General features: G+C 71.0%; 5 protein-coding genes. 4 read left to right on the plus strand and 1 reads right to left on the minus strand.

Going from position 1 to position 6,560, the window contains the following annotated elements; genetic code table 11:
• Positions 1–365 precede the first annotated feature (365 nt).
• Both AEQ27_RS02395 and AEQ27_RS02400 read left to right on the plus strand, forming a co-directional pair.
• On the plus strand, positions 366–626 hold the full coding sequence (locus tag AEQ27_RS02395) for a hypothetical protein (RefSeq protein WP_054145238.1): 261 nt from the start codon (positions 366–368) through the stop codon (positions 624–626).
• 158 nt (positions 627–784) lie between these two features.
• Positions 785–1,477 carry a hypothetical protein gene (locus AEQ27_RS02400; RefSeq protein ID WP_152970096.1) on the plus strand — a complete coding sequence of 231 codons (693 nt, stop codon included), beginning with the start codon at positions 785–787 and terminating at the stop codon, positions 1,475–1,477.
• A gap of 62 nt (positions 1,478–1,539) precedes the next feature.
• Here AEQ27_RS02400 and AEQ27_RS02405 read toward each other — a convergent pair whose 3' ends face one another.
• Positions 1,540–2,499, minus strand: coding sequence for an NAD(P)-dependent oxidoreductase (locus AEQ27_RS02405; RefSeq protein WP_054145240.1), 960 nt, complete (start codon positions 2,497–2,499; stop codon positions 1,540–1,542).
• A gap of 294 nt (positions 2,500–2,793) precedes the next feature.
• On the opposite strand from AEQ27_RS02405, the gene AEQ27_RS02410 reads away from it, so the two are divergent.
• On the plus strand, positions 2,794–4,389 hold the full coding sequence (locus AEQ27_RS02410; protein ID WP_054145241.1) for a S8 family serine peptidase: 1,596 nt from the start codon (positions 2,794–2,796) through the stop codon (positions 4,387–4,389).
• Between the two features lie 119 nt (positions 4,390–4,508).
• A partial coding sequence (gene glgX, locus AEQ27_RS02415; protein WP_054145242.1) for a glycogen debranching protein GlgX occupies positions 4,509–6,560 on the plus strand: 2,052 nt, incomplete at its 3' end.

Below are 6,560 nucleotides of genomic sequence, written 5' to 3' on the forward strand. Positions count from 1 at the left end.
CCTCGAGGGCACCACCGTCCACATCAGCCCCGACGCCGCCGCGCTGCTGAACCAGACCTTCAAGACCGACGCCGTCCAGGACGAGATGCTCGTCGGCGTCGCGAAGATCACCGCCGCCACGGAGTAGTACCCGAGACCGGCTGTACGCCGGTCTGACCCCAGGGTCGCACTGCGCCTGGCGTGGTGTGACCCGGAACCCGGGTCGTCTCCGTGACGACGCACCGGCCCTCGCTCCTCGAGGGCCGGTCATCCCGGTGGTCCCCCCTTCCGCCTTCGTGCGGGAGGGGGTTTCCTCTGCCCTGGCCCAACCGCCGACCGCCGAACGGAACTCCGTGGTCCCCCCCGCCTCCGCTCTGCCTCCCCCGATGCTCCTCGGGCGCCTCCCGACCCATGCCGAAGCAGCCCCGGTCGAGGTGCACCTGCCGCGTTCACGGTTCCCCGTGGCGATCAGCTTCGAGTCGTCGGACACGTGGTCGATCGCCGAGCGCTTCGGCGAGCAGCTCGTCAGCCACGGACGACTCACCTACCGGGCCGGGGCGTTCGTCGTCCGCACCGCGGCCGGCACGACCCGCTACGGCCCCTCGTGGCAGGCCGCCGTCACGGCTCACCTCCTCCACCGCGGCTGACGGCGGACCCTCGGATCACCTCGCCCCACCGGACCGTTGTCACTTCTCACCACGGACGGTCGCATCGTGGTGCTTCCGGTGGAAGTGCACGAGCTGTCGAGGATCACCGGTCACCCGACCCAGTCGGCCCCACGGCCGTGACGCGGGAGGATGGCTCGGTGCCGCTCTCCTCCGACCGCCCCGACTGCTTCCACCTGCCGGCCGTCGACGCCGCGGCGATCCGGACGGGCCCGGATCGACTGCACCTCGTACCGCCGGACAGCGTGGCCGACGCGTCGACGATCGTCGCGAGCCATGCGCGGGCGCGCGCCGCCCGTGGCCGGAAGGAGGCGACCGGGTGCCTCGTCCCGATCGCCGGTGGACTCGTCCTGGCCGTCGTAGCCGAGACGCTGGTCCGGCTCGCGTCGATCCACCTCTCGTCCGGAGCAGCAGCCGCAGCCGTCGCGCTGTCTTTCGTCATCGGCGCGTCGGTGACCGCGGTCATCGTCCCGCGGACGACATCGGCCACACCCGTCCCGACTCCCCTGCCGTCCGTGCTGGTCCATCCCGTTGTCGCCGCCGGGGCCGCGGCGGACCTGCCCGCGCGGGACGTGGTTCTCGCGTCACGAGCCTTCGACGAGCGCGATCGCGCCGCGGCCGACCTCGAGAAGGCCCGCGCCGACGCGCAACTCACCGACCGGGAACGAGAGGTGCCCCCCGGCGACCGATCGACCTGGTTCTTCCGCCCGGAGGACCTGCCCGGAATCGAGCGCACGGCAGAGGACGCAGAGAGGCGAGCACGGGAGGTCGCCGACAGGCTCGACATCGTCCTCGAGGAAGAAGGCGGCTGGGACACGACCCCGGACGACTGACCTCGCCGGACGGCGAGCAGGCGACCCGAAGGACGACCACCCCCCATCGGCACACGCCCGGGTCAGCCCAGCGTCAGTTGCCCGTCGGCCTCGAGCCACTCGAGGCCCTCGACGACCGCCTGCACCGAGGTGTAGCGCGGGGCGTAGCCGAGCAGGCGGCGGGCCTTCTCGATGCTCATCGAGTGGCTGCGCGAGGCGTGTTGCCACGACGCGTCGCCGTGCTCGTCGGACGCCTGGTCTCGGAACTCGGCCCATGAGACGAACCGCAGCCGCGCCTCCTGACCGAAGTGCCGCGCGATCGCCTCGGCGAGTCCGCGCAGCGTGACCGCTCGCTCGCTGACGACGTGGAACGCCTCGCCGACCACCTGCGAGTGCCGCTCGGCGGCGAGCTGGAAGGCCTGCGCGACGTCGTCGGCGTGCACGTGGTGGACGGTCTCGAGCCCGAGGCCGGGCATCGCGATCTCGCGGCCGGTGGCGAGGGCCTCCCAGACCGAGAGGTCGAGGTTGCCGACCGCGTTGATCATCGGCCAGCCCGGACCGGTGATGTGCCCCGGGTGCAACACGATGCTCTGCACTCCGCCCGGGCGCCGCGACTCGCGGAGCAGCAGCTCTTCGACGGCGGCCTTCTGCGTGCCGTACTCGCCGAACGGGGTGCGCTCGGCTTCTTCGGTGATCGGCACCTCACGGGACGGGCCGTGCACCCAGACCGTGCCGCAGTGCACCAACACGGTGCCCGTGCCCTGCAGGGCGTCGACCATCTGGCGTGCCGACGCGACCGTGAAGCAGATCATGTCGATCACGACGTCGGCCCCGAGCCCGGCGATCTCGCCCGCGAAGGTGCCGTCGGCGTCGCCCGCCTCGCGGTCGAGCAGGAGGCGCGTCACGCGTGACCACGCCGCGTGCTGCCGGTACGGCTCGGAGGCCCCGCGGCTGACAGCGACCACCTCGTGGCCGGCCTCGACGAGTCTCGGGACGAGGAAGCCACCGACGTGGCCGGTGGACCCGATGACGACGACCTTCACGACGCGACCCCCGACACGATCGAGAGGGCCTGGAGCGGACGGCGGGGAGGAAGAGTGGCAGCGCTGCGCACGGCATCGGAGGACATGGCCCGACGCTACCCCGCACCCCGGACACCGGTGTACCCCGCATGGGGGTCGCCCGGCGTCCCCCCAAGTGCCCACTGTGCCCGGGCCCCGTTTTCTTCACACTTCCTATGAGGAGCACAGCGGCTCGTCGGATCGCCGGGCACGGCGCTCCACGAGTCACCCCCTCCGCGCGTCCCGCCCGGTACGCGCGACCCGACGAGGAGAACCATGACCTTCACCGACCCCCGCGCCCGTGGCACCCGCCGCCGCGTGACGACCGTCTGCCTCGCGGCGTCCCTGACCCTGGGACTCGTCGCCGTGGGCTCCGGCGCCGCCGTCGCCGCGCCTCCTGCGTCCGCACCGGCCGCACCCGGCAAGCCGGGCCCCGCGCCGACGCTGCCGGTCGTCGAGGGACCGGTGATGAACTACGTCGTCAACGCGACGAAGGCGAACCCGGGCGCGACCAAGCAGGTCGAGCGTGCGGTCGCCGCCTCCGGCGGCAGCGTCATCGCCGCGTACGCCGATCTCGGCGTGGTCGTGGCGCAGTCGAGCAACACGAACTTCTCCGCCTCGGTGCGCGGCGACAAGGCCGTCTCGTCGGCCGGAGCCACCCGCACCGCCGCTGTCGCCGAGACCGACCCGACCTACGGCGTCGGCACGACCGCCCCCGGCCCGGGCAAACCCGTCAGGCCCGGCCACCCGGGCGGTCCCGGCAAGCCCGGTGGCCCCGGCGAGCCCGGTGGCCCCGGACACCCCGGTAAGCCGAAAGCCGCGACCTCGCCCGAGCAGCGACTCGAAGAGGCCACGACCGTCGTCGCCGACCCCCTCGAGGCCCAGCAGTGGGACCTCACGGCGATCAAGGCCGACCAAGCGCACCAGGTCACCGACGGCAGCCGCGACGTGCTCGTGGCCGTGCTCGACTCGGGCATCGAGGGCGATCACCCCGACCTGCAGCCGAACATCGACGTGGCCGCCTCGGCGAGCTGCCTGACCGGGACGCCTGACTCGAGCTACGCCGCCTGGCAGCCCACGACGAGCGACCACGGCACCCACGTGGCCGGCACCATCGCCGCCGCCCGCAACGGCGTCGGCATCGTCGGCGTGGCCCCCGGCGTGACGATGTCGGCCGTCAAGGTCGTCAGCGACGACGGCTTCATCTACCCCGAGGCCGCGATCTGCGGCTTCATGCAGGCCGCCGCGACCGGCGCCGACATCACGAACAACAGCTACTACGTCGACCCGTGGCAGTTCTGGTGCGGCTCGGACGTCGACCAGGCGGCCGTGCTGACCGCCGTGGACCGCGCCGTGCAGTTCACGCAGAAGAAGGGCATCGTCAACGTGGCGGCGGCCGGCAACTCGTCGATCGACCTCGCGAACAAGACGGTCGACACCGCCAGCCCGAACGACACCACGCCGGTGTCCCGGCCGATCGACTCGCGCTGCCTCGACATCCCGACCGAGCTCGACGGCGTCGTCACCGTGTCGTCGACCACCTCGGCCGGGGCGAAGTCGAGCTTCTCGAACTACGGCGAGGGCGTCATCGACGTCGCGGCTCCCGGTTCGGCGATCCTGTCGACCGTGACCGGCGGCGGCTACGGCACGAAATCGGGCACCTCGATGGCCTCGCCGCACGTCGCCGGCGTGCTGGCCCTGCTGAAGTCCACCCACCCGCGTCTCAGCGGCACGGCCCTCACCGGGTTGCTCGAGCAGCAGGCGACGGACACCCCGTGCCCCACCGGCACGACGACCTGCACGGGCACCCCGGCCGACAACGGCTGGTTCGGTGAGGGGATCGTCGACGCTCTGGCGGCCGTCACGAAGTAGCGAGCGCCACCCCGACGGGGCGTGCGACCGGCCCGAGCGGCCCGGCGGGCGCCCCCCCTCCTCGCGCGGACGGGGCGCCCGTTCGCCTCTAGGCTGAGCGAGTCCCAATCGGAGGTTCGATGCACACCTGGCCCGGCAACCCCTACCCCCTCGGCGCGACCTACGACGGCAGCGGCACCAACTTCGCGATCTTCAGCGAAGCCGCCAGCAAGGTCGAGTTGTGTCTGTTCGACGACGACGGCACCGAGACGAGGGTCGAGTTCACCGAGGTCGACGCCTACGTCTGGCACGCCTACCTGCCCACCGTGCAACCCGGCCAGCGCTACGGCTACCGTGTGCACGGCGAGTACGACCCCGCGAACGGCTCGCGCGCCAACCCGAACAAGCTGTTGCTCGACCCGTACGCCAAGGCCACCTGCGGCGAGATCGACTGGGACGAGGCACTGTTCGCCTACACGTTCGGCGACCCCGACTCGCGCAACGACAAGGACAGCGGCCCGCACATGATGCTGGGCGTCGTCATCAACCCGTTCTTCGACTGGCAGGGCGACCGCGCCCCCAAATACAGCTACGACGAGACCGTCATCTACGAGGCGCACGTCAAGGGCCTCACCGAAACGCACCCCGACATCCCCGAGGAAGAACGCGGCACGTACGCCGGCGTCGCGAACCCGGCGATCATCGACCACCTCAAGAAGCTCGGCATCACGACCCTCGAGCTGATGCCCGTGCACCAGTTCGTGCAGGACAACACGCTGCTCGAGAAGGGCCTCAGCAACTACTGGGGCTACAACACCATCGGGTTCTTCGCCCCGCACGCCGCCTACTCGGCCACCGGCGACATCGGCCAGCAGGTGCAGGAGTTCAAGACGATGGTGCGGGTGCTGCACGAAGCCGGCATCGAGGTCATCATCGACGTCGTCTACAACCACACGGCCGAGGGCAACCACCTGGGCCCGACCCTGTCGTTCAAGGGCATCGACAACGCCGCGTACTACCGGCTGATGGACGGCGACCAGCAGCACTACATGGACTACACGGGCACCGGCAACAGCCTGAACGTCCGCCACCCGCACTCGCTGCAGCTCATCATGGACAGCCTGCGCTACTGGGTCACCGAGATGCACGTCGACGGCTTCCGGTTCGACCTCGCGGCGTCGCTCGCCCGCGAGTTCTACGAGGTCGACCGCCTCTCGACCTTCTTCGAGCTCGTGCAGCAGGACCCGATCGTCTCGCAGGTCAAGCTGATCGCCGAGCCCTGGGACGTCGGCCCCGGCGGCTACCAGGTGGGCAACTTCCCGCCGCAGTGGACCGAGTGGAACGGCAAGTACCGCGACACTGTCCGCGACTTCTGGCGCGGCGAGCCCTCGACCCTCGGCGAGTTCGCCAGCCGCATCACCGGCTCGGCCGACCTGTACGAGCGTGACGGCCGTCGGCCGGTCGCGAGCATCAACTTCGTCACCGCCCACGACGGCTTCACGATGCGCGACCTGGTCAGCTACAACGAGAAGCGCAACGACGCCAACGGCGAGGACGGCAACGACGGCGAGAGCCACAACCGTTCGTGGAACTCGGGCGTCGAGGGCGAGACCGAGGACGGTGAGATCCGCGCCCTCCGCGAGCAGCGTCAGCGCAGCTTCCTGGCGACGCTGCTGCTCAGCCAGGGCGTGCCGATGCTGCTGCACGGCGACGAGCTCGGTCGCACCCAGGGTGGCAACAACAACACCTACGCGCAGGACAACCCGATCAGCTGGATCGACTGGCCGAACGCCGACCGCGACCTGATCGAGTTCGTGGCCGAGGTCATCAAGCTGCGGCACGACCACCCGACCTTCCGACGCCAGCGCTACTTCAACGGGCGCCCCGTGACCCGTGGCGAGGGCGAGCCCCTGCCCGACATCGTCTGGTTGACGACCGAGGGCGACGCCATGCAAGAGGGCGAGTGGAACGAGTCCTACGCCAAGGCGGTCGGCATGTTCCTCAACGGCAACGGCATCCGTGGCCGTGACGCCCGCGGCGGCCGCATCACCGACGTCAACTTCGTCCTGTACTTCAACGCCAGCGCCGAGACCGTCACGTTCGTCCTGCCGCCGGACGAGTACGCCCAGGGCTGGGAGGTCGTCGTCGACAGCACCGTGACCGCTCCCCCGCCGCCCTCCCCCCCCCCCCCC

It is taken from the genome of Frigoribacterium sp. RIT-PI-h, from assembly GCF_001297205.1.
Taxonomy (GTDB): Bacteria; Actinomycetota; Actinomycetes; order Actinomycetales; family Microbacteriaceae; genus Frigoribacterium.

Coding starts and splice junctions, on each gene's coding strand:
- AEQ27_RS02395 (WP_054145238.1), top strand. CDS start 366: ATGCTCCTCGGGCGCCTCCCGACCCATGCCGAAGCAGCCCCGGTCGAG.
- AEQ27_RS02410 (WP_054145241.1), top strand. CDS start 2,794: ATGACCTTCACCGACCCCCGCGCCCGTGGCACCCGCCGCCGCGTGACG.